Genomic DNA, 24,026 nt, shown 5'->3' with positions numbered 1-24,026 from the left:
CGATGGAAGCCGGCGCCATCGTTCGACGATGAGGGCCGCATGTGCAGCTATTTAAAATATGAGGCTTGAAGTCAACTATAAAGTGGAGATCGCCACAACTCAGGAGGGTTGCGGCGCGAAGGAGGCGGTGACCATCGAATGCATCGGGTCGAGGTCGAGCAGGCCGCGAAGCTGGCCGCGGTCCTTGGCGACATCCGCGATGGTGTAGCTGTCGAGCACGGCGAAGAAGGCGCGCAGCGCCTCGGCGAGAATCCGGTTCACGCCGCAGGAATCGACGAGCGGGCAATCGCGGTTCGCGGTGTCGAAGCAGTCGGTCAGGTAGAAATTGCTTTCCGTCGCGCGCACGACCTCGCCGATCGAGATGGCGTTGGCAGGGCGGGCGAGGCGGATGCCGCCATTGCGGCCGCGGATGGTCTCGACGAAGCCGCTCTCCACGAGCACGTGCATGATCTTGAAGAGATGCAGCTCGGAGATGCTGTAGGTGGCGGCGATGTCCTTGATCCGGCTGTTGCTGTCCGGGTTGGCGGCGCAATAGAGCAGGATGCGGATGGAATAGCTGGTCTGCTGGGTCAGGCGCATGGGCGTCCCTCGATAGTCTCGTCGCGCAGGCGCCCGGAATCGGTCGCAGCCGCGTCGGCCGTTAATACCTTCTATTTAGAGTAACCTTTTCCGGAACTCAACTCGGGCGGCGAGACGGCTGCCCGTGAGCGGTTCAAACCGGCCCGGAAAAGGCCGCGAGCGTTAACGAATGGCGCATGAAAAACGCCCGGAAGGCGAACCTTCCGGGCGTCGGTGTCGGGTGTAGCCGGAAGCGGTTTCCGGCGACGAGCTTAGATCAGCGAGCCGTTGACGATCGCCTTGCCCGACTTGTCGAACAGGTGGACCGTCTCCGGGGCGACGACGATGCGGACCTTGTCACCGGCGCGCTGGCCGGCCAGGCCGTCGGCCTTGACGATGGTCGATTCGGCGCCTTCGACGTCGACATAGAGCATGGTCTCGCCGCCGAGATGCTCGGACAGCGACACGGTGCCCGGGATGCCGCCGGTCTCGGTCGGGGCGATCGTGAGATGCTCCGGACGCACGCCGAGCGTCATCGGGCCCGGGGTGACCGAGGCGCCGCGGGTCGGCACCGCCAGCGTCGAGCCGCCGGGGAGGGCGACGATCGCCGAGCCGCCGGTCACTTCGGTGACGTTGACGTTGAACAGGTTCATCTTCGGGCTGCCGATGAAGGTGGCGACGAAGAGGTTGTTCGGGCGGTGGTAGAGCTCGAGCGGCGAGCCGACCTGCTCGATGCGGCCGGCGTTGAGCACGACGATCTTGTCGGCCATGGTCATGGCCTCGACCTGGTCGTGCGTGACGTAGATCATCGTCGCGCCGAGGTCGTTGTGCAGCTTCGAGATCTCGATGCGCATCTGCACGCGCAGCGCGGCGTCGAGGTTCGACAGCGGCTCGTCGAAGAGGAAGACGTCGGGCTCGCGCACGATGGCGCGGCCGATGGCGACGCGCTGGCGCTGACCGCCCGAGAGCTGGGCAGGACGGCGCTGCAGCAGCTCGGTCAGATGCAGCATCTTCGCCGCCTTCTGGGTGCGCTCCTGGATCTCGGCCTTCGGCATCTTCGCCATCTTCATGCCGAAGCCGATGTTCTCGGCGACCGTCATGTGCGGGTAGAGCGCGTAGGACTGGAACACCATCGACACGCCGCGCTCGGCCGGCGCGAGACGGGTCACGTCGCGGTCGCCGATGCGGACCGTTCCGTCCGTCGTGCCCTCGAGGCCCGCGATCAGACGAAGAAGTGTCGACTTGCCGCAACCCGACGGGCCGACGAAGACGCAGAACTCGCCGTCCTTCACCTCGAGATCGACGCCGCGAATGATCGGCACCTCTCCAAACGACTTCTGGACTTCGCGCAACGTCAGACTTGCCATCAATCAACCTCCAAGATGGACGCGCGGACGGGTCTCCTCTGTTCCCCGCAAGGATCCGCGCGCAGGATCATTTCTCCGGCGCATACCGTCCACGATCCAAGCCGCTGAGTAAAGTCCAGAATTGCAACACGGCTCACGGTTCCGAAATGATCATTTTGATCCCGGGCCGGATCTGAGGTGCGAACCTCATCCATGCCTTCCCGCAGCGGCGGAAAAATGCCGGTATGGCCCCGTTCTTTCCCCTTTCGCGGTTCGAGGGGGCGCCGGCTGTCGGTTTCCGGCGCGGCGGGCCCGGCGCGAGACGACGGGCCGGATGCAAGGTCATGGACTGTGCATAGTCCGTCTCCGTCGCCACGGAATTGTCGAAATTCGATGTCGCGACATGTCTTCGGGGTCGCGCCTCGCCGAACGGCGCCCCCCGCATCCGCCCGCCGCGACGGGGCAGGGGCCGGTCCGGCGGGGAAACTTTCTCGGCCGGCGGCGACGGAAGCGGCGCGGTTTTGCGTTCAAGGCATGAACGGGCCCACATACCGGATTGAACATGGCGCTTTGGAAACAGTTTCTGCTTTGTCTCGTCGTCGTCGTTCTGGCGGCCGGCGGCTGGTACTACCACCAGAACCGCGAATCGGCCGCCGATGGCGCCACGACCGCGCGACAGGGCGGGGGAGGCGGCGGGCCGATGCGCTTCGGTCCGACCTATGTCGTCACCGACGCGGTGACGACGGTCGCCGAGAATGACCAGGTCCGCTCCGTCGGCACGGTCAAGGTGCCGCGCTCGGTCAATGTCTACCCGCAGGTCTCGGCCATCGTCACCGAGGTGCTGTTCAAGGCGGGCGACAAGGTCGCCAAGGACCAGCCGCTGGTGTGTCTCGACGATTCCGACCAGCGTGTCGCGCTCGACCTCGCCAATGTCGCGCTCAAGGACGCGAAGGCGGCGCTGGACCGGGCGCAGAAGCTGGCCAGCAGCCGCAACATCGCGGTTTCCGCGCTGGAGGATGCGCAGTCGGTCGAGCGCAAGGCTCAGATCGCCGTGTTGAGCGCGCAGATCGCGCTCGACCGCCGCACGATCACGGCACCCTTCGAGGGCGTCGTCGGCCTGACCGACATCTCGGTCGGCGATTTCGTCACCTCCTCGACGATCGTGGCGACGCTCGATGACGTCTCGACGCTGCTGGTGAGCTTCCCCGTGCCCGAACGCTATTCCGGCCGCCTGGCCGAGGGGCTGCCGGTCACGGCGGTCGCCGCGAGCAAGCCCGACGCCCGCATTTCCGGCCAGGTGACCTCGATCGATACGCGCGTCGATCCGGCCGCGCGCACCCTGAAGGTCGAGGCGTCGCTCGACGCGGCGGAGGCGAACGCCGTCGGCGTCAAGCCGGGCATGTCGGTGGTTGTCACGCTGAGCTTCGGCGGCGAGGAGAGGCTGGCGATCCCGGCGCTCTCGATCCAGTGGGACCGCAACGGCTCCTATATCTGGGTCGTCGACGCCGACACCGCGAAGCGCGTGCCGATCAAGGTGCTGGAACGCCAGAGCGGCCAGGTGCTGGTCTCGGGCGACGGGCTGGAGAAGGGCGACCGGGTCGTCGTCGAGGGCCTGCAGCGGCTGCGCGACGGCGCCAAGGTCGCCGAGCTCGGCGCCGACCAGACCACCCGTGCCGAGGCCGAGGGCGGCAAGCCCGGCCAGGCCGGCGCCGCGCCGGCCGCTGCTGCGAAGGGAAGCTGACGATGCGCGTCGACGGTTCCGATACGCCCGATCCGCGCCCCGCCGGCGCCGCTCCCGAGCACGACATGGCGCATGACCCGATGCCGAAGGCCGGCACGGTTCCCGGCGGCATCTCGGCGCTCTCCGTGCGCCGGCCGGTGCTGGCGATCGTGATGAACCTCTTGATCGTCGTCGCCGGTCTCGCGGCCTATGGCGGCGTCGAGATCCGCGAACTGCCGAACATCGACCAGCCGGTCGTCACCATCACGACGACCTATACCGGCGCCACGCCGGACACGATGGACAAGGAGATCACCAGCGTCATCGAGAAGGCGGCCGCCGGCGTCACCGGCTGGACCGACATCTCCTCGCAATCGACCAGCGGCCGCAGCCGCGTCACGGTGCAGTTCTCCGATTCGACCGACATCAACGTCGCCGCCAACGATCTGCGCGACGCGGTCGGCAACGCGCAGCGCAACCTGCCCGACGACGCCGATCCGCCGACGATCGCCAAGGCCGACACCAATGGCGACGCCATCATGCGCCTCGCCATCACCTCGCCGACGACGAAGATCGAGGACCTGACCAAGCTGGTGAACGACGTGATCGTCGACCGGCTGAAGGCAGTTGACGGCGTCGCCGACGTGCAGATCAACGGCGACCGCTCGCCCAACATCTCGATCTATATCGACCCGATGCGGCTCGCCGCCTACGGGCTGACGGTCGCCGACCTGAAGACGGCGCTCGACACGGTCGCGCTCGACGTGCCGGCCGGCAATCTCAAGGACACGAACCGCAACATGTTCGTGCGCGCCGACGCCAGCGTGAAGAGCGCCGACGACGTCAAGGCGATCCGCATCAAGGGCGACACGCGGGTGGGCGACGTCGCCGACGTCGTGTTCGGTCCCGCCGCCAAATCCTCGAGCTTGCAGGTCAATGGCCGCACCGGCGTCGGCATCGGCATCGTGCGCCAGGCGAGCTCCAACACGCTCGCCATCTCCAGCGCCGTGCGCGCCGCCGTGAAGGAGCTCGAGACGACGCTGCCGAAGGATGTCTCGATCCGCATCACCTCCGACGACGCCGACTTCATCGCCGGCTCCTTCGAGGAGGTCGAGCGCAGCCTGCTGCTCGCCGTGGTCATCGTCATCGGCGTCATCTACCTGTTCCTGAGCTCGCTGCGCGCCACGCTGATCCCGGCCGTGACCGTCCCGGTTTCGCTGCTCGGCACGATCGCGGCGATGTACATGATGGGCTTCTCGCTCAACATCCTGACGCTGCTGGCGCTGGTGCTGGCCACCGGCCTCGTCGTCGACGATGCCATCGTCGTGCTCGAGAATATCAGCCGCCGCCGCGCCGAGGGCATGGGCGCTCGCGCCGCCGCCGTGCTCGGCGCAAGGCAAGTGTTCTTCGCCGTTATCTCGACGACGGCGACGCTCGCCGCCGTGTTCATCCCGATCTCGTTCTTCAAGGGCACGGCCGGCCGCCTGTTCTCGGAATTCGGCTTCGTGCTCGCCTTCGCCGTGGCGCTCTCGGCCTTCGTCGCGCTGACGCTGGCGCCGATGCTGGCCTCGCGCATCCTCGACACCAAGGCGCAGGAGCCCGGCAAGCGTCCCAACCTGCTCAAGCGCGGGCTCGATGCCGTCGGCACCTATGGCCATCGCCTGTATGAGCGGGTGCTCGACTTCTCGCTCAAGGCGCCGCTCGTCATCATCCTGATCAGCCTGGTCTTCGCCGGCGGCGCGGTACTCGCCTACGAGACGCTGCCGCAGCAGCTCACCCCGCAGGAGGACCGCGGCGCCGTGATGATCGCGATGAACGCGCCGCAGGGGGCGACCGTCGACTACACCCAGGGCCAGATGCAGCTCGTCACCCGCGTCGTCGAGCCGCTGCTGAAATCCGGCGAGGCGACCAACATCTTCTCCGTGGCCGGCAATTTCGGCAGCCCGAGCAATGGCTTCATGTTCGTGACGCTGGCGCCCTGGGGCGAGCGCAGCCGCAGCCAGGCAGAGATCAGCGCCGAGATCGGCCAGAAGCTGCGCTCGATTCCCGGCGCCGTCATCAACCTGCGCCAGGGCAACAGCCTCGGCATCCGCGGCGGCGGCCAGGGTCTGACCTTCGCCGTGACCGGTGTCGAATATGACGGCATCACCAAGGCCGCCCAGCAGCTGATCAACACGCTCGGCGCCAACCCGGCCTTCTCGAACGTCCAGCTCAACTACGACCTCAACCAGCCGCAGCTCTCGGTCGACATCGACCGCGACAAGGCCGCCGATCTCGGCGTCTCGGTTTCCGATATCGGCACCATCGTCTCGACGCTGCTCGCCGGCGCCGACATGGGCAATTTCTACATCGACGACGACAAGATCGACATCACGGCGCTGGCGCCCGACGGCATGATCGTCACGCCGAACGACCTGATGAACGTCCAGGTCCGCACGGCGAGCGGCGCCATGGTGCCGCTCTCCTCGGTGATCTCGGTCAGCGAGGGCGCGACCTCGCCGACGCTGGCCCGCCAGTCGCTGCGTCGCGCCGTGCCGATCACGGCGACGCTCGCGCCCGGCGTCGACCTCGGCTCGGCCATGACGATCCTCGACGAGGCGGCGGCGAAGGACCTGCCCGCCGGCATGAACATCGTGCTGACGGGCGAGGCGAAGACGTTGTCGGAAACCTCGAGCGGCATCCTGCAGACCTTCATCTTCGCCATCATCATCATTCTCCTGGTGCTGGCGGCGCAGTTCGAGAGCTTCGTCTCGGCCGTCATCCTGTTCACCACGGTGCCGTTCGGCATCGCCTCCGGCGTCTACGCGATCCTGCTCTCGGGCGGCTCGATCAACATCTACAGCCAGATCGGCCTCGTCATGCTGGTCGGCCTGATGGCGAAGAACGGCATCCTGATCGTGGAATTCGCCAACCAGCTCCGCGACGAGGGGCTTTCGGTGCGCGACGCGATCCGCGACGCCTGCCTGATCCGCCTGCGCCCGGTGCTGATGACGATGATCGCGACGGTTCTGGGCGGCCTGCCGCTGATCCTGACCGGTGGCGCCGGCTCGGAGGCCCGCGCGGCGCTCGGCTGGATCATGGTCGGCGGCCTCGGCGTCTCGGCGCTGGCGACGCTCTTCCTGACGCCCGTCGCCTTCCTGCTGCTCGCCGGCTTCTCCAAGCCGCGCGTCGCCGAGGAGGAGAGGCTGGCGCGCGAGCTCGCCGAAGTCGAGGCGAAGGAGGCCGCGCGGCGCAAGGACGAACCGGTTCCGGCCCGCGTGCCGGCGCCGATCGCGATCGCGGCGGAATAGGGGGGATCGTGGCCTTTCCCGGATCCCGACTGCGGCAGGATGAGCAGGGTCGGCCGGCTGTCACGGCGGCGCCGATGCGCTATCGTCTGATCGCGGGAGGGCGAGCCGGCGAGGCGGCCGGGCTCGATGCATGGAAAGGTCGGGCGCAGGCATTGGCTGGTTTGGACGATCCGCACGACGGCGACGCGATCCGCGCCGACCACGCGCTCATGCGAGCGGTGGCGGACGGCGAGGATGGCGCGTTCGCGCGGCTGATCGCGGCCGAGGCGCCGAAGCTGACGCGTTTCGCCGCCTCGATCCTCTCCGACCTGTCGGAGGCCGAGGAGGTCGTCCAGGAGGCGCTGCTGCGGCTCTGGAAGCAGGCCGAAAGCTGGGAGCCGCAGGCCCGCATCGGCACGTTCCTGCACCAGGTCGCCTACCGGATCGCGATCGATCGGCTGCGCCGGCGACGGCCGCATGTCGACATTGACGGGCTCGACGACGTCCTCGAGGACGACGGCCCGACGCCGGAGCGCCAGCTGGCGCAGAAGGACGACGGCCGCGTCGTCCAGGCCGCGCTCGACAAATTGTCGGAGCGCCAGCGCGCGGTGATCGTGCTCGCCCATTTCCAGGAGCTGGGGCAGGCCGAGGCGGCGGACATCATGGGGATCGGCGAACACGCCTATGAATCATTGCTGGCACGGGCGCGGCGCCGTTTGCGCGCCCTCCTGACCGGCAGGGACGTCGAGGGGCAGCGGGAAGGAAGGCGGACATGAGCAAGACCATGGGCGACCGGCATACCGAACTGGTCAGCGGTCCGGCCAATCTGCACGACGCAATCGACCGCTGGGGCGCCGACCCCGGCCGCTGGCCGGATCCGGTCCTGGCGCGGCGGGCGCGCGAGGCGCTGCTGGCCGACCGCGATTTCCGCGCCTATCGCGACAAGACCGTCGCGGAGGCCGAACGGCTGAAGCGCGCCGCGGCGTTGCTCGACCGGCGCATCGCCGAGAATGGTTCCGTCGAGCGCATCACCCGCAAGCTGCTCGAGGCGACGGGCACGAAGGTGGTGCATTGGCGCCGCCGCCTCGCGGCGCTCGCCGCCGTGATGGTGGTGGCGGCCGCGCTCGGCAGCGTCTTCGCCGATTTCGTGCCGGAGTATCGCGCCGAGCCGAGGATCGAGGTGGTGCAGCTGGACACGCTGGTTTTCGGGCCGTCGGAGGTGGATTTCTGATGGCGTTGTCGATTGCTCCCAGCACCCGGCGCGCCTTGCTCTGGGGCCTCCTGGTCGTCTCGCTCGGCGTCAATGCCTTCTTCATCGGCGCGAGCGTGACCGACATGATCCGCTTCCGCCACGGCGGCGGCGACAAGGAACCGCGCATCATCCGCACGGAGCTGCGCTGGCTGAAGGACAGGCTGTCACCGGATGCCGTGAAGCAGATCGAGGGGCAACTGGCGACGCTGCGGCCCGACATCGTGGCGCGGCTCGATCGGTTGAAGACGCTCCGCTCCGAACTCAACACGCTGGTGGCGGCGCCGACGCCCGACAAGGCGGCGATCGACGCGCATCTGCGCGACATCCGCCTCGAGGTCGGCGCCATGCAGGAGCAGATCCAGTCCCGCACCTTCGAAGCGGTGATGGCGCTGCCGGCGGCCGAGCGCGCGGCGCTGGCGCAGGCCCGGACGGACTAGAACTGTCAGGAGCGAAGCGGATGCCGGTTCGCGTTCGGCGTCTCGATGAAACGATGAACGGCTCTAGGCCGGCCGGTCCGGCGCCGCGACGAGGCGGGCGCGAATGGCGCGACGGACCCGCTTGCCGGCCAGATAGCCGGCGGGCGCGCGGATGCCGCGCTCGCGCAGCATGTCGGCCGCGCGGCAGTAGCGCCAGTTCCGATAGGCGTTGAGCAGATCGCCCTGCAGCAGGTCGGCGATGATCGGCCGCGCCACCAGATAGCGGACCAATGGCTGGTAGCGCGCCAGCATCACCGGATGGCGCCGGATCAGTTCCACCAGCGACTGCAAATAGCCCGTCTTCGAATAGGAGATCGCGCCGACGGTGGTGAATTTGTGCCAGTCGACGGTCGGGCTGAGCGCCGCGCCGGTGAAGCGGGCGAGGCGGAGCAGCAGGTCGCGGTCCTGCATGCGGCGGACGTCCGGATCAAAGCCGCCCGCCTGCCGGAGCGCCGCCGTCCGCGCCGTGATCGCCGAGCCGGCGATGAAGACGGAATGCGCGACCAGCGCCTCCTCGAGCGTGGCCGCGTCGACGAAACAGCCGGGATTGACGCAGTCGGAGCGCCGCCTGCCCTCGATCGTCAGGAAGGAGCTCAGCACGAGCTCGATCCCCGGATTGGCGTCGAGGATCGAGATCGTCGTCTCCAGCCGGTTGGCCAGGTAGGCGTCGTCTGAATCGAGAAAGGTGACGATCCCGGCCCGCGCGGCCTCGATCCCGGCATTGCGAGCCGGATTGGCGCCGCGCCGGGCGGCGAAGCAGATCACCCGTGCGCGCGGATCCGCGATCGTCGCCAGATAGCGCCCGGTGCCGTCGGTGGAGCCATCATCGACGATGATCAGCTCGAAATCGCCCATGGTCTGCGCAAGCACGCTCTCGACCGCGCGCGGCAAGGAGCCCGAGCGATTATGGGTCGGGATGACCACGGAAATGGCGGGCATTCAGTGAACCTCGGCATAGTCGGGTACGTGCTCGACGGCGTTGCCGAAGAGACCGATCGCACTCGCGGCCTGGTTCACGAAGGCGATGGAATAGAAGCCCCAGCCCATCAGCAGCGCCGCCGGCACCTGCCAGAGGGGGAGGCCGACGATCTTCCGCTTGCCGAGGATGCGCCGGGTCGAGCGCCACAACATCGTGCCCCACCGGCTGCCTGCGTGCCGGAGCCGCCTCGCTCGCGACGGCGATTTCATCAGGCGGTACTTCCTGTCGGCGTCGCGTCCCGTCACGGCCGCCCGCCAGAGCAGGAAGCGCCAGCCGCGCAGCGGTTCATGACGAGCCCGCGCGTCGGCCCGGACGCAGTCCAGGCCCTGCTGGCGCAGCCGGTAATAGAGCAGGGCGCAGGAGACCTTGAAGCCGGGATCGTAGGGGAAGCCGCCGACGCTTCGGAACCAGTCGAGGCGGAAAGCGGCATTGTTCGCGTTGATCGATCGCCGTGCGGCCTCGCGGTCGTCACCGCGCTCCAATGCGAAGATCCAGATCAGGGCGAGGGTCCGTGACGCGAAGTTGTCGTGGCGCAGGAACGTGTGGCCGCTCACGGCCATGGTCGTCGCGTCGTTGAAAGGTTCGAGCAACTTCCCCAGCCAGCCGTCGGCTAGCTCCACGTCGGAATCGACGAAAATGAGAATGCCGCCGTCCGCCCGCGCCGCGCCGGCGTTCTTCATCTCGTAGTAGCGGCCATCAGGGGTGCCGACAGCATCGAGATCCATCGCTGCCAGGCCCGGCCCGTCCCGCCGGATCCGGTGCAGGACCTCTTCCCGTTCGTCCGGCTGCCCGGGATAGGAGAAGATGATCTGAGGCGGCCTCGGCAGCGCTCCAAGATGCGGCTTCAATTGTGCCGCCAGGCTCTCCAGGACGACACCGAGCAGGTCCGGTTCCACCGTCTTGATGTTCTCCATCTCCACGACGATCGAAACGCTCGGTAGGGCCACGAGGGTGACTCCGGCTGCATTGAAATGGGCTGCGATGGCTAGCACAGCCTCGGTACATTCTAAAGTTGCAGGGCCATCGCCGGCGACAGCCGGCATCACAAATCCGGAGGCTGTGGCGACGCCGCAACGTTCTGGGTGGGATGTCCGGCGTGCCAGCGCCGCTGGCGGTTCCCGGCTGCTTCCCGTCGTCGTCTTCATTGCCTTTTGATCGGTCGTCCGCGCGCGCCGGAACGCTTGAAACGCGTCTTGACCGATATTGTATCCAAATGTATTCACTCGGATGCATTGGAGGAAGGCACATGGCAGACGCGCAGGAAGACGTCACCCAGGGCCAGGTCGTGTACCGCAGGCTTCTCGAGGAAATCCGGCTCGGCCAGCTGCCGCCCGGCACCCGGCTCCGGGAGGTCGAGCTCGGCGAGCGCCTCGGCCATTCGCGCACGCCGGTTCGCGAGGCGCTCCGGCTGCTGGAGATGGATGGCCTTGTCGTGCACCAGCCGCGCCTCGGCGCGGTGGTGCGCAGTCTCGACTATCCGGAGATCATGGAGCTCTACGAGATGCGCGCCGTGCTCGAGGGGACGGCCGCCCGCCTGGCGGCGCGGTCGGCGTCCGAGGCGGAGATCGCCGAGCTGCAGGATCTCAACGCCGAGTTCGCGGGGACGGCGGACGACCACGCCCGGGCGGCCGAGATCAACCGGCTGTTCCACATGACGCTGCAGGATTCGGCGAAGAACCGCTTCCTGCTAGCGGCGATCAACGCGCTCCAGAAGACGATGATGATCCTCGGGCCGACCACGCTGATGGAGGGCACGCGCGTCGACTCCGCCGTCGAGGAGCATGCTCGCGTGCTCGACGCCATCGTCGCCCGCGATGGCCAGCGCGCCGAGCTGGAGATGCGCGCGCACATCCAGTCGGCCCAGCGCTCGCGCTTGCGCATCCTTCGCTCCAGCGAACGTACCACGGACGAAATCTAGTATGGCGAATGTCAAGGATACGGCGTCTCACCTCGGCGAGACGCTCTGGGATGTGATCGTTGTCGGCGGTGGCAACGCGGCGCTCTGCGCCGCGATCACCGCCGCAGAGGCGGGGGCTCGGGTTCTCATCCTCGAAGGGGCGCCGAAGGCCTATCGCGGCGGCAATTCGCGGCACACGCGAAACTTCCGCTGCATGCATCGCGGCCCGCTCTCGGTGCTGACCGGCAGCTATGAGGAAGACGAGTATTTCCATGACCTGATGCTGGTGACGAAGGGCAAGACGGACGAGGGCCTGGCGCGCTTCGCCATCCGTTCGTCCGAGGAGTGCCTGCCCTGGATGGAGGCGCATGGCGTGCGTTTCCAGCCTTCGCTTTCCGGCACGCTCAGCCTGTCGCGCACCAACGCCTTCTTCCTCGGCGGCGGCAAGGCGCTGGTCAACGCCTACTACAACACCGCGACCGATCTCGGCGTCACCATCGTCTACGAGGCGCAGGTCAAGCACGTGCACCTCGAGGGCGATCGCTTCACCCATGTCGAGGTGTCCGTTGCCGGCGCGCCGCAGCAGAGCATCCGGGGCCGCAGCGTCGTGCTGTCGTCCGGCGGCTTCCAGTCCGACATCGAGTGGCTGACGCGTGCCTGGGGACCTGCCGCCGCCAACTTCCTGATCCGCGGCACGCCCTACAATCGCGGCGTCGTGCTGCGCGACATGCTCGACCAGGATTGCGAGAGCGTCGGCGACCCGACCCAGTGCCATGCCGTCGCTATCGACGGGCGCGCGCCGAAATTCGACGGCGGCATCGTCACCCGCCTTGATTGCGTCCCGTTCTCGATCGTCGTCAACCGCGATGGCGACCGCTTCTACAACGAGGGCGAGGACGTTTGGCCCAAGCGCTATGCGATCTGGGGTCGCCTCGTCGCCGCGCAGCCGGGGCAGGAGGGGTTCTCGATCATCGACAGCAAGTCGATTGACCTCTTCATGCCGTCCGTCTTCCCGCCGGTCAAAGCCGACACGGTCGAGGAGCTGGGCGTGAAGCTCGGGCTCGACGGCGCAAAGCTCAAGCAGACCGTCGAGACGTTCAATGCCGCGTGCCGGCCGGGCGAGTTCCGCCCGATGGAGCTCGACGGTGTGGCGACCGAGGGGCTGACACCGGCCAAGACCAACTGGGCGCGGCCGATCGATAAGCCGCCCTATTACGGCTACCAGCTCCGGCCGGGCGTCACCTTCACCTATCTCGGCCTCAAGGTCTCGCAGGATGCCCGTGTGCACACGCTGCGCGGTCCGCTCGCCAATGTCTGGGCGGCCGGCGAGATCATGGCCGGCTCGATCCTTGGCCAGGGCTACCTCGCCGGTTTCGGCATGACGATTGGAACGGTCTTCGGACGTATCGCGGGCCGGGAGGCCGCTTCTCGTGTCTCTTAATCTCGCTACGCTCGACACCGCCTCGCTCGCCGAGGAAGCCCGGCGCCAGATCGAAATCTGCAATGCCTGCCGTTACTGCGAAGGCTTCTGTTCCGTCTTTCCGGCGATGACGCGGCAGAAGTCGTTCGCCGATGGCGACCTGACCCACCTGGCCAATCTCTGCCACAACTGCCGCGGCTGCTACTATTCCTGCCAGTACACCGAACCGCATGAGTTCGACCTGAACCTGCCGGCGGCGCTGGCCGAAGTCCGGCAGGACAGCTGGGAGCGCTTCGTCGGGCCGGCGCCCGTCGCGCGGACCTTCCAGCAGAACGGCATGGTGCTGATGCTGTCGATGGTCGCCGGCATCGGCGTGCTGTTCTGGCTGATCGCCTCCCTGCGCCCGACCTCGGGCGAGGGATTCTATGCGTTCCTGTCGCACAATGCGATGGTCGCGCTCTTCGCGCCCGCCTTCCTGCTGCCGCTTGCGGCCGTCGCCGTCGGTCTGGTCCGCTACTGGCGCGAGGTCGGGGCGGGTCGGCTGGCCATCCGGCATGTCGTCGGCGCCTGTGCCCAGGTGGCCAACATGCGGAACCTCGGAGGCGGGCAGGGGCAGGGCTGCAATTTCGAGGTCGAGGACCGCTATTCCAACGCACGCCGCTATTTCCACCAGGCGGTGATGTACGGCTTCCTGCTGTGCTTTGCGGCCACGAGCGTGGCGACCATCCTCCACTATGTCTTTGGCTGGCAGGCGCCCTATGGTTTGCTCACGCCGCCCAAGCTGCTCGGCGTTCCCGGCGGCATCCTGCTCGTCGTCGGCACGATCGGCCTCGCTTGGCTGAAGACCAAGGCGGACAAGAAGCTGGGCGCCGTGCGCGCCTGGGGCGGCGAGATGGCCTTCATCGCGCTGCTCGGCTTCGTTGCCGCCTCCGGTCTCGCGCTTTATGCCGCGACCGGCAGCCATCTCGTCTCGCCGATGCTCGCCGTCCATCTCGGCGCTGTGCTGACCTTCTTCCTGCTCCTGCCCTACACCAAGATGGTGCACGGCTTCTTCCGGCTGGCGGCGCTGCTTGCCGAGGAGACGAAGAAGAAGACCGCCTGAGGGGGACGGCGGCGGTTCGCGCCTGCCCGAGACGATATCTGGACGAGACATCCGCGCCGGCTCCCGCCGTGCGCGGATGTCGTCGTTTCGCAGTCTGATTGTGCCGCGTCGCGTGGGGGTATCACGACGCGTGCGACACGTTTGACCACCTGCCCCAACGGCGTCGGGACCATAGCAGAACCCTATAGGATTCAAGCAAAGTCCTATTTCAAACCGATGGTCAATTCGAATTAGGTTCTAAACTACACCAACCTGGCTGGCACGGCGGGGGAGGCTGGCCGGGGCTGCCTGCATGGCTGCGCCGGTTCGGCAGCGATGTCGCCATACCGGCTGTATGCTGAGGAGGAAACCTGGAATGACAGTGAAGAACACAAGCGGACGATGGCGCGCGGCCGGCCGACTTTCGGCCCTGACCGGTGTCCTCCTCGCATCGCTCAGTGCTTCGGCGATCGCGGAGGAGACCGTTCGCCTGGGCATCCTGACGCCGAAGCAGGGCGCCAGCGCGTCGATCGGCCTGCACATGGCCCGTGGCGCGGAAATCGCTGTTGCCATGCATGGCAAGAAGGTCCTCGGCAAGCCGATCGAGACGATCTGGCTCGACGAAGCCAGCCCCCAGGTCGCGCAGCAGAACATGCAGCGCATGGCGACCGAATATAAGGTCGCCGGCGTTGTCGGCGGCAATTCTTCCGCAGCAACGCTGGCGATGATGTCGGTGGCCGAGCGCGAGAAGCTTCCGTTCATCTCCGCCGGTTCGGCCGCCTCCGAGGTGACCGGAACGAGCTGCAACCGCTATACGTTCCGCACGCAGGCGCCGGTGCCGGTCCAGGTCTCGGCGATCTTCGATCGCCTGAAGGACAACAAGATCTACTTCTTCACGCCGGCCTATGCCTTTGGCCAGGACGTGCTGCGCACCGGTCGCGCGATGCTCGGCAACGTCAATGCGACGGAAGCCGGAGCCGACGAGATCCCCGTCAACACCGCCGACTACAGCTCGTACATTCTGAAGATCCGCCGCGCCGCGCCGGACGCCATCTTCGGCGCGCTGGTCGGCCTCGATCTTTCCAACTTCCTCAAGCAGTGGAACGAGCTCGGCATGAAGGGCTCGGTGCCGATCTACGAAGTCGCGGTATCGGACACCGACTTCTGGGATATCGGACCGGCGGCCGCGACCGGCACGCACGTCAAGCCCTGGTACTACAACGATGACCGCAACCCGGCCGTCGAGAAGGAATTCGTCAAGGCCTACCAGGAGGCCTACGACATGCCGCCCTCCGACAAGGCCTGGTCGGGCTGGTTCGCGATGCGCTCGATGCTGGAATCGCTGGAGAAGGCCGGCTCGACCGACCCGACCAAGCTCGTGCCGGCGATCGAGAGCTGGCGCTATGAGGCCGGCGAGTTCCCCTACTACTACCGCGAGTGGGACCACCAGCTGATCCGTCCGGCCCTGATCGTGCAGGTCAAGGACCAGATCTCCGACAAGTACGACTTCATGAACGTCGTCGGCTGGTCGACCGAGGGTGAAGAGGCGACTTCGACTGCCTTCGGCACGAAGGAACAGATCGGCTGCAAGATGGGCGATCTCTGATCTTCCGTCCTCGATTCCCGGGGTGGCCGCGTCATGCGGCCACCTTGTCCGGCCCGAAGCCCAGGAATAAATAAATGGAAATCTTACTGTCTCAGGCAGCGAATGGGCTCGTGCTCGGGTTCATCTATGTTTTGATCGCTGTCGGTCTGTCGATTACGTTCGGCATGCTTGGAATTGTGAATTTCGCTCACGGCGCTTTTTTCGCGCTTGGCGCCTATTTTGCTTATGAACTGGTGCGCCTCTTCGGTTGGCCCGCCGCCATCCTGTCGCCTGTGATCGTCGCCGGCATCGGCATGCTGCTGGAGGTGACGCTGATCCGCCGTCTCTACGGCAAGGAGCCGCTGCTCAGCCTCGTCATCACCTTCGCGCTGGCGCTGCTGATCGAGGCGATCATCCGCTATGTCTGGGGCACCGACGGCAAGCCGCTTTCGCCGCCCGAGTTCCTGAACGGCTTCGTCGAGCTCGGCCCCATTTTCATGACCCGCTATCGCGTCGCCGTGCTCGGCGCGACAATCGCCGTGCTGGTCGCGCTCTGGGCCTTCCTCGCCTTCACGCCCTACGGCCGCATCATCCGCGCCGGCAGCCGCGATCCCGCGATGGTGGACATGCTCGGCATCAACCTGCCGCGCGTCTTCACGGCCGTCTTCGGCCTCGGCTGCGGCATCGCCGCCATCGCCGGCGTGCTCGCCGGGCCGCTCTGGACCGTCTCTCCCTCCATGGCCGCCAACGCCATCATGCCCGCCTTCGTGATCGTCGCCATCGGTGGTCTCGGCTCGTTCGCGGGCGCCGTCGTCGCCGGCCTCGCCGTCGGCATCACCACCGCGCTGACGATCCAGTTCTGGCCCGAGGCGTCCACCGCCGCGATGTACGTCCTGATGCTGATTGTTCTTCTGTTGCGCCCGCGCGGGCTGCTCGGCACCCAGTGGGAGCGCTTCGAATGAGTTTTCTGAAACACCCTGTCGTCATCGCGACGCTGGTGCTGGTGGGGCTGAGCGGCTTCGTCCTCTACGAAGGCGCCTCCATCACCCATGTGACGCAGATCGCGATCTACGTCCTCTACGCGCTCGGCGTGAACCTGCTCATCGGCTATCTCGGACTGGTTCCCTTCGGCGCCTCCATCTTCTTCGGCTGCGCCAGCTACGCGGTCGCCTTCACGCTCGGCAGCGCCGTGACGAACGAGCTCACCGCGATGCTGTTCGCAGCGGTGTTCTCGCTGGCCGGTGCCATGGTGCTCGGCCTGGTCATCTTGCGCCGCAAGGGGCTGTACTTCTCGCTGATCACGCTGGCCTGTTCGCAGGTCGCCTATGAGATCGCGTTCAAGTGGACCTCGGTCACGGGCGGCGAGAACGGCATCCAGAACGTTCCGCGTCCGTGGATGCCGTCGTCGCTGGCCTTCCACTGGTTCACCGTTGCCGCCGTGATCCTCTTGATCGGCGTGCTGTGGCAGCTCGTCCATACGCCGCTCGGCCGCACCATGCAGGCCGTGCGCGACAACGAGCAGCGCGCCATGACGCTCGGCTTCAACACCTTCATGGCGAAGTGGGCCGGCTTCTGCATCGCCGGCATGCTCATCGGCATCGCCGGTGGCCTGATGGCGATGCTGATCCAGGGCGCCTATGCCGATAACATGAGCTGGCAGCGCGCGGGTGACCCGGTGCTGATGGCGGCGCTCGGCGGCGTGCACCACTTCCTCGGCCCGATGTGGGGCGCTATCACCTTCCTCACCCTCGAGGAGAAGCTCAGCGTCATCACCGACAATTGGTGGCTGATCTTCGCGCCGATCATCATCCTGTTCGCGATCATCTCGCCGGAGGGCATGCAGGGCATCTTCCAGCGCCTGATCCGCCGCAACCATTGGACGCTGACCCGCAACACGGTGCCGGCGCGGCCGGCCAAGATCGCGCCGTTCAAGCCGAAGGCCTCGTCGGTCACCACCGGTCCGGTGCTGCAGACCCAGAACCTGTCGAAGAGCTTCGGCTCGATCGTCACCCAGAAGGACATCTCGCTCGACGTCAACGACCGCGTCCTGCACAGCATCATCGGCCCGAACGGCGCCGGCAAGACGACGCTCTTCAACATGCTGACCGGCTTCCTGGAGCCGAATGCCGGCCGGATCCTGTTCAAGGGCCGGGACATCACCAAGCTGAAGCCCTACCAGCGCGCCCGCCTCGGCATTTCGCGCTCGTTCCAGATCATCAGCGTTTTCAAGAACCTGTCGGTCTTCGAGAATGTGCGCGTCGCCGTCCAGGCGAGCCGCGAGCGGACCATCCCGTTCTGGCGCGATGCCCACAAGGACACGGTGGTCTGCGCGGAAGCGTGGTCGATCCTCGATGCCGTCGGCCTGGCCGACCGCGCCGCCAATCCCTGCACCGAGCTCTCGCATGGCGAGGTTCGCCTGCTGGAGATCGCGATCACGCTGGCGGGTGAAGCCGAGGTGCTGCTGCTCGACGAGCCGCTCGCCGGCCTCGGCGAGAAGGACCGCATCGTCGTTTCCGACCTGATCAAGAAGCTCGCCGAGACCCATGCCGTCGTGCTGATCGAGCATGACATCGACCGGGTCATCGCGATGTCGGACCGGATCACCGTGCTGCACCAGGGCCGCATCATCGCCGATGGCGAGCCGGCCATGGTGGCGAAGCATCCGGAAGTCATCGAAGCCTATATGGGCGCGAAGCACGAGAAGAAGGCCTCGGTCGACGTCGTCGCGACGCCTGCTAGCGTCGGGGCCGCCAAGCGTCCGGTCGACGGCGCGGTCAAGCCGCTGCTCGAGATGAAGGGCGTGCAGGCGGGCTATGGCGGCGGCACCGTTCTCGAAGGCATCGACCTCAAGGTCATGCCGAACGAGGTGGTGGCGCTTCTCGGCCGCAACGGCGTCGGCAAGTCGACGACGCTCAAGACGATCATGGGGCAGCTGCATCCGACCGCCGGCCAGGTGGTGTTCGACGGCGTCGACATCAGCCGCGAACGCTCCGACCAGATCAACCGGCGCGGCATCACGATCGTGCCGGAAGGGCGTCGTCTCTTCCCGAACCTGACCGTGCACGAGAACCTGGCGCTGGCGATGCGTGCCGGCGGCGCGTCGATCGAGGAGATCCACGACCTCTTCCCGAAGCTCGCCATCCTGTCACGCTCCAAGGCCCAGAACCTCTCGGGCGGCGAGCGGCAGATGGTGGCGATCGCTCGCTCGCTGGTGGTGCCAACCCGCCTGATCTTGCTCGACGAGCCGTATGAGGGTCTCGCTCCGGCCGTGGTTGAGGAGGTGAAGGCCGCCGTCAATCGCATCTCGACCCGCGCCAGCCTCGTCGTCGTCGAGCATCACGCCGACGAGGTGCTCGCGCTCGCCGACCGCGCCTATGTGCTCGTCAACGGCAAGATCGCCTTCGCCGGCGAGTCGGACACTCTCGCGAACGACCAGGCACTTCAGGATCGGCTGCTGGGAATTGCCGCGGCCTGAGGCCGTGGCACCCGGACGGAGACAATGAACATGAGCAAAGAGACACAAGACGGACTTCCGCTGGTCCTTGTGACCGGCGCGGCCGGCCTTCTCGGGCGCTACATCGTCCGCGAGCTGGTGGCGAATGGCTACTGCGTCCGTGGCTTCGATCGGCGTCAGGGCGAAGACGAAGCCGAGTGGCATGTCGGCGACGTCACCAACGCCGATGACGTGGCGAAGGCTGTCGACGGCGTGGATCTGGTGATCCACGCCGCGGCTCGCGCCAATATCTGGCAGGGCACCGGCGAGGAGATCCTGACCACCAATGTGCTCGGGACGTGGAACGTCTTCGAGGCCGCGCGAAAGAACGGCGTGCCGCGCGTCGTGTTCTGCTCCAGCGATTCCGTCATCGGCTACACCGTGCGGGAGGGCGCCATGGCGCCGCCGCGCTACATGCCGGTCGATCTCGCGCACCCGCTGCAGGCGACCGATCCCTACGCGCTCAGCAAGGTGATGGGCGAGGACATTGCCCGCGCCGCCGTGCATTGGGGCCTACAGACGGTGGCGATCCGCACCGTCTTCGTCGCCTATCCCGAAATGTATGGCGAGATCCGCGCGCGCCACGCCGACCCGGCGAACTACAAGGGCACGCCGGCCGGCGGTCCTTCCAGCGCCGGTGGCGGCGCCTTCTACAACTACATCGATCCACGCGACCTCGCTCGGGCCTTCCGGCTGGCGCTGGAGCTGGAGATGGCGCCGGCCAGCTTCGAGACGTTTTTTGTGGCCTCGCCCGACACGCTGGCCGCCGAGCCGACCGTCGAGCGGGCCCGCCGCCTGCACGGCACGGCGATCGAGGTGCGCGATGCCGAGCTTTATGCCGGCAGCCCGTATGCCAGCCTCTACGACACGCGCCACGCCGCGCAGCGGCTGGGCTTCCGGCCCGAGCACAGCCTGCGCCACCTGATTTCCGGCGACGCCTGAGAACGGGCGGTTTCCCCTTCACGAACAGGATTTGAGAGAATGAAGACTATTCTCGTGACCGGCGGATCGGGCTGGCTCGGCAGCGCCGTCGTCCGCAGGCTGCTGGCGCGCGGCGACACGGTGATCTCGGCGGATGTCGGCATCAGCCCGGCCATGAAGGCGCTTGCCGAGCAGAACCCGAAGCTCCTCAACACCATCGTCGATCTCGGCGAGTGGCCGCAGGTGATGCGCGCGCTGACCGAGGCCAGGCCGGATGCGATCGTCCACTGCGCCGCCATCGTCGGCGTGGTGCAGTGCGCCGACATCCCGCTGAAGGCGATGCGCGTCAACGTCGAAGGCATGGTCAATTTGCTCGAGGCCATGCGCCTGACCGGCATTCGCCGCGTCGTGCATGTCTCGACCGAGGAAACCTATGGTGACTTCCAGTCGGCGAGGATCACCGAGGATCATCCGCAGGTGCCCACCTCGATCTACGGCCTGACGAAGTTGGCGGCCGAGCACTATGGCCGCGTCTACAGCCGCGATCACGGCCTCGAATGCATCAACGTTCGGACTTGCTGGGTCTACGGGCCGAACCTGCCGCGTCCGCGCATGCCGAAGACCTATGTCGACGCAGCGCTGAAGGGCCAGCCGCTGCACCAGCAGGGCGGCGGCGATCTGGCCGTCGACCAGGTCTATATCGAGGACACCGTGTCGGGCATCGTCCTGGCGCTCGACAAGGCCGAGCACCGCTTCGACGCCTATAACGTCGCCACCGGCGAGGCGCCGACGCTGTCCGAGGTCGCCGGGCTCGTCAACGAGGCTGTCCCGGGCGCCGACATCCGGATCGAGGCCGGTCCCTACCGGCACGGCGACCGCATCCTGACCGCGAAGAAGGGGGCGCTCGACATCAGCCGGGCCCGCCAGGAACTCGGCTATGCGCCGGAATACCCGATCCGCCGCGGCATCGATCTGATGATCGAGGAAGCGCGCGGCGCGTCAGGCGCCTCGGGGTGACCAGATCCCGCGACAGGACGCGTCGGCACCCAAGCGTGCCGGCGTGCCGTCCGGGGATCCCTCGCGCCGACCTACGGCGCGACGGGAGGGCCGATATATTCGACGCCGAGCCAGCGGCCTTCGCTCACCTGCTCGTGCACCAGCCGGATCAGCTCGTCGCGGACGAGAGAACTGGCTTCGGAAAGCTCGTCCGTCGGGGCGGTGTGCAGGTAGTTGATCCGCGTCAGCGAGACGTCGCTGATCGGCAGGCAGCGCCACTGCGCGGATTCCGGCTCGCCGAAGACGTTGATCGCGGCGCGCGGCTTGATCGTCGCGCCCATGCCGCGCAGCAGGCAGCGCATCAGCACGGGCAGCGAGTCGATCTCGGCGACCGGCGTGACGCGGCGATCGATCCGCTCGTATTCGAGGTCGATGCGGCGGCGCAGGCCGTGACTGCCGCTGGGCAGGATCAGCGGGATGTCGGCGATGTCGGCCAGCGTGACCTGCGACTGCGTGGCGGGCAGCAGGTCCGAGGTGGCCGGCAGGACGAGGAACAGTTCCTCGCGCAGGATCTGGACGGAAGACCAGCCCGGCACGCTTTCGCCGGAGAACAGTACGGTGATGTCGAGATCGCCCGAGGCGGCCTGGCTGCGCAGGTGGCCGCTCAAGCCTTCGATCACGTTCAGCATGATGCCCGGATATTGCGAGCGGATCCGTTCCACCATCGGTTCGCCGACCTGGCAGATGGTCGAGGGCGGCAGTCCGATGGTCACCCGTCCGGTGATCTCGGTGGCGACGCCGCGCGCCGCCGCCAGCGCCTGGTCGATCTGCCGGAGGATGAATTTGGCGTAGCGGTAGAGCGTCTGCCCTTTGCTGGTCGGGGTTACGCCGCGGCTGGAGCGCAGCAGGAGCGGGGCGCCGATGTCGTATTCGAGGCGAGAGATCTGTTGCGAGAGGGCCGGTTGGGCAATGTTCAGCTCCCGCGACGCCTGCGAAAAGCTTTCGCAGTCAACAATCGCGACGAAGTACTTGAGCTGTTTGACGTCCAATATCCGGTTCCTCTTGGCGCTCCCGCTGCCGGCCGGGGCCGGGCGGGATGTCTGAGCTGCAGCTTACTAGCCGGCCATGCGTTGAATGTCGAATGCGTCACGATGCTGCTGGTCGCCTCGGCACGCTGCGGCGCGGCGTTCCGGCGTCCGGCTCCCGAGCGTCGCAGCGGTGCGCGCCAAGCTCTTGACCGCGCCGTGGGGCAAGTTTATGCCACATAGTGAAAATCAATCTCATAATATGAAAAATTCGATGGCGCTGTTTGATCCGGAAGCTCGCCCCGCTCTCGCCGAGCGCGTGACCACTGACCTGCTCGTCATCGGAAGCGGCGCTTCCGGCCTGACGGCCGCCCTTGCTGGCCTGCTCGCCGGGCTGCGGGTGATCGTCGTGGACAGCGCCCCGGCGTTCGGCGGCACGACCGCCCGTTCGTCCGGCACGAGCTGGGTGCCGGACAACCGGATGATGCGCGCCGCCGGCATGGAGGGCGATCGCGAGCAGGCCGAGCTCTATCTGGACACCCTGATTGGCCCGCGCGGTCCGCGCGCGCCGTGGGAGGCCTTTCTCGACGCCGCGCCCGAGATGCAGGCCGATCTCGAGGATCGTGCGGAGATTGTGTTCCGGCCGTATCGCGGCGCGCCCGACTACCGCGCCAATCTGCCCGGCGCGGGGCAGGGCTGGCGCCCGCTGGAGCCGGTCGAGTTCGACGGGCGGTTGCTCGGCGGCTATTTCCCGCTGATCGCGAACCCGGTTCCGGAGTTCACCGTGTTCAACGGCATGATGGTGACGCGGGCCGAGGCAGGGCGGCTGGTGCATGCCGAGAAGTCGCTGTCCGCGATGGTGCTCGGCGCGCGGCTCACGCTGCGCTACCTGGCAGATCGCCTCAGCGGCCACCGGCGCGGCACGCGCCTCGTGATGGGCAACGCCCTGGTCGCCCGCCTGGTGCATGCGGTTCTCGCGCGGGGTGGCCTGCTCTACGAAAACGTCCTCGTCGGCGGGTTGCGCATGGAGGGCGGACGTGTCGTCGGTGCCGAGGTGACCCGCAACGGCGTTTCGGCGCGGATCGATGCCACTCGCGGCGTCGTGCTGGCGGGCGGCGGCTTCCCCGGCAACGAGGATTGGCGTCGGCGCGAGCTGCCGTCGCCGGCCCCGGAACACACGCCGGCCTCGCCCTATGCCTGCGCCGGCACGATCGGCCTGGCGACCGATGTCGGCGCCGCGCTCGGGCCGAAGCTTTCAGATGCCGGGCTCTGGTTCCCGAGTTCGCTGCGCACCCGCGCGGACGGCAGCCTTGCCGTCTACCCGCATATCGCTCTCGACCGCGCCAAGCCGGGCTCGATCATCGTCAACAGCGCCGGCCGGCGCTTCGCCAACGAGGCGCTGTCCTACCACGACTTCGTCCGGGCTATGTACGCGGCCCATCGCGAGACGTCAGCCATTCCGGCCTGGCTGATCGGCGATCGCAGCTTCCTGCGCCGCTACGGCATGGGCATCGTCCGGCCGCGCACGCCAGCGCTCGGCGGCTATGTGCGCGAGGGCTATCTGAAATATGGCCGGACCGTCGCCGAGCTCGCTCGCGCCATCAATGTGCCGGGGGCGGAGCTGGCGGAAACGATCCGGCGGTTCAACGTCTTCGCGTCTACCGGCACGGATGCCGATTTCGCGCGCGGCGAGACGAGCTATCAGCGCTCGAACGGCGACGCGGCGCATGGGCCGAACCCCTGTCTCGGCCCGGTGGGGGAGCGCGAGCTCTACGCGGTCGCGCTCTATCCGACGCCGCTCGGCACCAGCCGCGGCCTGTCCGCTTCCGTCGACGGCGAGGTCCGGGACGGGCAGGGCGGGCCGATCCCCGGTCTCTATGTCTGCGGCAACGACATGCAGTCCTGCTTCTCCGGCGAATACCCCGGCGCAGGCGCCCAGATCGGCGCCGGCATGACGTTCGCCTGGCGCGCCGTGCGCCACATCACCCGCAATCCCTAATTCGTTCAA

The 24,026-nt window shown here is 67.3% G+C and carries 19 protein-coding genes; 14 read left to right on the top strand and 5 right to left on the bottom strand.

What is annotated here, in order from left to right:
- Nucleotides 1–99: 99 nt before the first annotated feature.
- Together rirA and G539_RS0113395 are read right to left on the bottom strand one after the other, a co-directional pair.
- Nucleotides 100–579 (bottom strand): iron-responsive transcriptional regulator RirA, encoded by a 480-nt coding sequence (gene rirA, locus G539_RS0113400; RefSeq protein ID WP_029075653.1) that lies wholly within the window; start codon nucleotides 577–579, stop codon nucleotides 100–102.
- A gap of 251 nt (nucleotides 580–830) precedes the next feature.
- The gene (locus tag G539_RS0113395; RefSeq protein WP_029075652.1) at nucleotides 831–1,925 is read right to left on the bottom strand and encodes an ABC transporter ATP-binding protein; all 1,095 of its coding nucleotides are present in this window, start codon (nucleotides 1,923–1,925) and stop codon (nucleotides 831–833) included.
- A 541-nt stretch (nucleotides 1,926–2,466) separates the two neighbouring features.
- On the opposite strand from G539_RS0113395, the gene G539_RS0113390 reads away from it, so the two are divergent.
- From G539_RS0113390 to G539_RS0113370, 5 genes are all read left to right on the top strand, one after another.
- The gene (locus G539_RS0113390) at nucleotides 2,467–3,645 is read left to right on the top strand and encodes an efflux RND transporter periplasmic adaptor subunit (RefSeq protein ID WP_029075651.1); all 1,179 of its coding nucleotides are present in this window, start codon (nucleotides 2,467–2,469) and stop codon (nucleotides 3,643–3,645) included.
- 80 nt (nucleotides 3,646–3,725) lie between these two features.
- Complete coding sequence (locus tag G539_RS24740; protein ID WP_084640103.1) at nucleotides 3,726–6,914, top strand: efflux RND transporter permease subunit; 3,189 nt, start codon at nucleotides 3,726–3,728, stop codon at nucleotides 6,912–6,914.
- Between the two features lie 152 nt (nucleotides 6,915–7,066).
- Nucleotides 7,067–7,669 carry a sigma-70 family RNA polymerase sigma factor gene (locus G539_RS0113380; protein WP_169516648.1) on the top strand — a complete coding sequence of 201 codons (603 nt, stop codon included), beginning with the start codon at nucleotides 7,067–7,069 and terminating at the stop codon, nucleotides 7,667–7,669.
- Entirely contained in the window at nucleotides 7,666–8,124 is a 459-nt protein-coding gene (locus G539_RS0113375; RefSeq protein ID WP_029075649.1) for a hypothetical protein, read from the top strand. The genes G539_RS0113380 and G539_RS0113375 overlap by 4 nt, the downstream gene beginning before the upstream one ends.
- The gene (locus G539_RS0113370) at nucleotides 8,124–8,582 is read left to right on the top strand and encodes a periplasmic heavy metal sensor (RefSeq protein WP_035831352.1); all 459 of its coding nucleotides are present in this window, start codon (nucleotides 8,124–8,126) and stop codon (nucleotides 8,580–8,582) included. The genes G539_RS0113375 and G539_RS0113370 overlap by 1 nt, the downstream gene beginning before the upstream one ends.
- 63 nt (nucleotides 8,583–8,645) lie before the next feature.
- Here G539_RS0113370 and G539_RS26240 read toward each other — a convergent pair whose 3' ends face one another.
- Both G539_RS26240 and G539_RS0113360 read right to left on the bottom strand, forming a co-directional pair.
- A complete protein-coding gene (locus tag G539_RS26240) occupies nucleotides 8,646–9,560 on the bottom strand; it encodes a glycosyltransferase family 2 protein (protein WP_051231367.1) in 915 nt (304 codons plus the stop codon).
- The gene (locus tag G539_RS0113360) at nucleotides 9,561–10,745 is read right to left on the bottom strand and encodes a glycosyltransferase family 2 protein (protein ID WP_084639985.1); all 1,185 of its coding nucleotides are present in this window, start codon (nucleotides 10,743–10,745) and stop codon (nucleotides 9,561–9,563) included.
- Nucleotides 10,746–10,846: 101 nt separating this feature from the next.
- Between G539_RS0113360 and G539_RS0113355 the strand changes: the two genes are divergently transcribed.
- From G539_RS0113355 to G539_RS0113320, 8 genes are all read left to right on the top strand, one after another.
- Nucleotides 10,847–11,518: a GntR family transcriptional regulator gene (locus G539_RS0113355; RefSeq protein WP_029075646.1), complete on the top strand. Its 672-nt coding sequence runs from the start codon at nucleotides 10,847–10,849 to the stop codon at nucleotides 11,516–11,518.
- A 1-nt stretch (nucleotide 11,519) separates the two neighbouring features.
- Nucleotides 11,520–12,938 carry an FAD-dependent tricarballylate dehydrogenase TcuA gene (gene tcuA / locus G539_RS0113350; RefSeq protein ID WP_029075645.1) on the top strand — a complete coding sequence of 473 codons (1,419 nt, stop codon included), beginning with the start codon at nucleotides 11,520–11,522 and terminating at the stop codon, nucleotides 12,936–12,938.
- Entirely contained in the window at nucleotides 12,928–14,019 is a 1,092-nt protein-coding gene (gene tcuB, locus G539_RS0113345; protein ID WP_029075644.1) for a tricarballylate utilization 4Fe-4S protein TcuB, read from the top strand. Before tcuA ends, tcuB begins: the two co-directional genes overlap by 11 nt.
- 355 nt (nucleotides 14,020–14,374) lie before the next feature.
- On the top strand, nucleotides 14,375–15,604 hold the full coding sequence (locus G539_RS0113340; RefSeq protein ID WP_029075643.1) for an ABC transporter substrate-binding protein: 1,230 nt from the start codon (nucleotides 14,375–14,377) through the stop codon (nucleotides 15,602–15,604).
- A gap of 74 nt (nucleotides 15,605–15,678) precedes the next feature.
- Complete coding sequence (locus tag G539_RS0113335; RefSeq protein ID WP_029075642.1) at nucleotides 15,679–16,545, top strand: branched-chain amino acid ABC transporter permease; 867 nt, start codon at nucleotides 15,679–15,681, stop codon at nucleotides 16,543–16,545.
- Entirely contained in the window at nucleotides 16,542–19,058 is a 2,517-nt protein-coding gene (locus G539_RS0113330; protein WP_029075641.1) for a branched-chain amino acid ABC transporter ATP-binding protein/permease, read from the top strand. Before G539_RS0113335 ends, G539_RS0113330 begins: the two co-directional genes overlap by 4 nt.
- 30 nt (nucleotides 19,059–19,088) lie before the next feature.
- Nucleotides 19,089–20,018, top strand: coding sequence for an NAD-dependent epimerase/dehydratase family protein (locus G539_RS0113325; protein WP_029075640.1), 930 nt, complete (start codon nucleotides 19,089–19,091; stop codon nucleotides 20,016–20,018).
- 39 nt (nucleotides 20,019–20,057) lie between these two features.
- A complete protein-coding gene (locus G539_RS0113320; RefSeq protein WP_029075639.1) occupies nucleotides 20,058–21,014 on the top strand; it encodes an NAD-dependent epimerase/dehydratase family protein in 957 nt (318 codons plus the stop codon).
- 71 nt (nucleotides 21,015–21,085) lie between these two features.
- On the opposite strand, the gene G539_RS0113315 is transcribed toward G539_RS0113320, so the two are convergent.
- Entirely contained in the window at nucleotides 21,086–22,042 is a 957-nt protein-coding gene (locus tag G539_RS0113315; RefSeq protein ID WP_029075638.1) for a LysR substrate-binding domain-containing protein, read from the bottom strand.
- Between the two features lie 250 nt (nucleotides 22,043–22,292).
- On the opposite strand from G539_RS0113315, the gene G539_RS24730 reads away from it, so the two are divergent.
- Nucleotides 22,293–24,017 carry an FAD-binding protein gene (locus G539_RS24730; protein ID WP_051231745.1) on the top strand — a complete coding sequence of 575 codons (1,725 nt, stop codon included), beginning with the start codon at nucleotides 22,293–22,295 and terminating at the stop codon, nucleotides 24,015–24,017.
- The last annotated feature ends 9 nt before the right edge of the window (nucleotides 24,018–24,026 follow it).

Source organism: Kaistia adipata DSM 17808 (assembly GCF_000423225.1).
In the GTDB taxonomy this organism is placed as follows: Bacteria; Pseudomonadota; Alphaproteobacteria; order Rhizobiales; family Kaistiaceae; genus Kaistia; species Kaistia adipata.
The sequence above is the reverse complement of the archived record's forward strand: the minus strand, read 5'-3'. Positions and strand labels throughout refer to the sequence as shown.

Bases quoted from the DNA above. Each gene is read 5' to 3' on its own strand.
- G539_RS0113335 (WP_029075642.1), top strand. From the start codon at position 15,679: ATGGAAATCTTACTGTCTCAGGCAGCGAATGGGCTCGTGCTCGGGTTC.
- G539_RS0113360 (WP_084639985.1), bottom strand. From the start codon at position 10,745: ATGAAGACGACGACGGGAAGCAGCCGGGAACCGCCAGCGGCGCTGGCA.
- G539_RS0113370 (WP_035831352.1), top strand. From the start codon at position 8,124: ATGGCGTTGTCGATTGCTCCCAGCACCCGGCGCGCCTTGCTCTGGGGC.
- G539_RS0113340 (WP_029075643.1), top strand. From the start codon at position 14,375: ATGACAGTGAAGAACACAAGCGGACGATGGCGCGCGGCCGGCCGACTT.
- G539_RS0113395 (WP_029075652.1), bottom strand. From the start codon at position 1,925: ATGGCAAGTCTGACGTTGCGCGAAGTCCAGAAGTCGTTTGGAGAGGTG.
- G539_RS0113390 (WP_029075651.1), top strand. From the start codon at position 2,467: ATGGCGCTTTGGAAACAGTTTCTGCTTTGTCTCGTCGTCGTCGTTCTG.
- G539_RS24740 (WP_084640103.1), top strand. From the start codon at position 3,726: ATGCCGAAGGCCGGCACGGTTCCCGGCGGCATCTCGGCGCTCTCCGTG.
- G539_RS0113325 (WP_029075640.1), top strand. From the start codon at position 19,089: ATGAGCAAAGAGACACAAGACGGACTTCCGCTGGTCCTTGTGACCGGC.
- G539_RS0113375 (WP_029075649.1), top strand. From the start codon at position 7,666: ATGAGCAAGACCATGGGCGACCGGCATACCGAACTGGTCAGCGGTCCG.
- G539_RS26240 (WP_051231367.1), bottom strand. From the start codon at position 9,560: ATGCCCGCCATTTCCGTGGTCATCCCGACCCATAATCGCTCGGGCTCC.
- G539_RS0113330 (WP_029075641.1), top strand. From the start codon at position 16,542: ATGAGTTTTCTGAAACACCCTGTCGTCATCGCGACGCTGGTGCTGGTG.
- tcuA (WP_029075645.1), top strand. From the start codon at position 11,520: ATGGCGAATGTCAAGGATACGGCGTCTCACCTCGGCGAGACGCTCTGG.
- rirA (WP_029075653.1), bottom strand. From the start codon at position 579: ATGCGCCTGACCCAGCAGACCAGCTATTCCATCCGCATCCTGCTCTAT.
- G539_RS0113320 (WP_029075639.1), top strand. From the start codon at position 20,058: ATGAAGACTATTCTCGTGACCGGCGGATCGGGCTGGCTCGGCAGCGCC.
- G539_RS0113355 (WP_029075646.1), top strand. From the start codon at position 10,847: ATGGCAGACGCGCAGGAAGACGTCACCCAGGGCCAGGTCGTGTACCGC.
- G539_RS24730 (WP_051231745.1), top strand. From the start codon at position 22,293: ATGGCGCTGTTTGATCCGGAAGCTCGCCCCGCTCTCGCCGAGCGCGTG.